Annotated in this window: 1 protein-coding gene; it reads right to left on the bottom strand. The window is 39.2% G+C overall.

The features are described from left to right. Positions 1 to 60: 60 nt before the first annotated feature. Positions 61 to 908: ISLre2 family transposase (locus ON15_RS10400; protein ID WP_010581432.1), on the bottom strand; the 848-nt coding region annotated here is incomplete at its 5' end.

Here is a 908-nt window from a genome sequence, read left to right as displayed (position 1 = left end):
TATGTGTCAAGTTTCTCTCGGTAGCTCCAAAAATTGAATCTTTTCTTATTTTTTTCCATTCTAAAATATCTTTACTAGTCTTCCAATCGCCGAACTACTTGGTGCATCTTGAACTATCCTGCCTTGCAGAACTCCTATATGCGGTGCCTGGCCTTTCTCAAAAAGCTTGAGATTTGATAATTTGTCCTTAATTTGATGGGTAAATCGTTTTGCCAATTTCTTGAATTTCATTGCTTCCACCAATCCCCCATTCTGTTGCGCATCAATAATTCGCAACATTGCTTTTAATCCAGCCTTGCTCCAAGATCTTCCTTGACGTTTTAAACGATAAGTGTAGCGCCGATGGTTACTTTCGCAGCTTCCTAATCCATTGGGCTTCTTTAGTCCGCGTAACTCTGCTGGCTTAATATATTGCCAATTCCGCTTTAGGTAATTCCTTAGTTTCCGCAATGCTGTTTGCTTTTCTTGACCAGCTTGATCTTCATTTGTAATTCGGCTTTCCGCAGTATCTAAAACCGCTGCTACTTGATCCCAATCCCATGAATAAACGGCTTTCTTCAACGGCTTTATTAACTCAAAATCAAAACTAAGTCTTTCCTGAATCTTACGGTTTAAATGATATTGATCCAAAAAATGTTCATGCCTAAGACAATCTGGTGCCAGCTCTTTGAATACCTCAGCTTCATAACCACTGCCGTTGTCACTTCCAGAAATAACTATCGTTTGCTTTAAATCATAATGAGCCTGTAGATATTCACTTACTTCTTTCATTGCTTGTTGGCGATCAAGGTTACTGATGATATGACGATTAATCAGTTCACGGCGCTTCCCATTCCTTCGGATCCCTTCATAAATCTGAAAACGATGGACAAAAAGACTCGCTACTTGTCGATTATGATGAAATGCTT

This window comes from Liquorilactobacillus vini DSM 20605, from assembly GCF_000255495.1.
Classification (GTDB): Bacteria; Bacillota; Bacilli; order Lactobacillales; family Lactobacillaceae; genus Liquorilactobacillus; species Liquorilactobacillus vini.
This window is presented reverse-complemented; position numbering and strand designations above follow the sequence as displayed.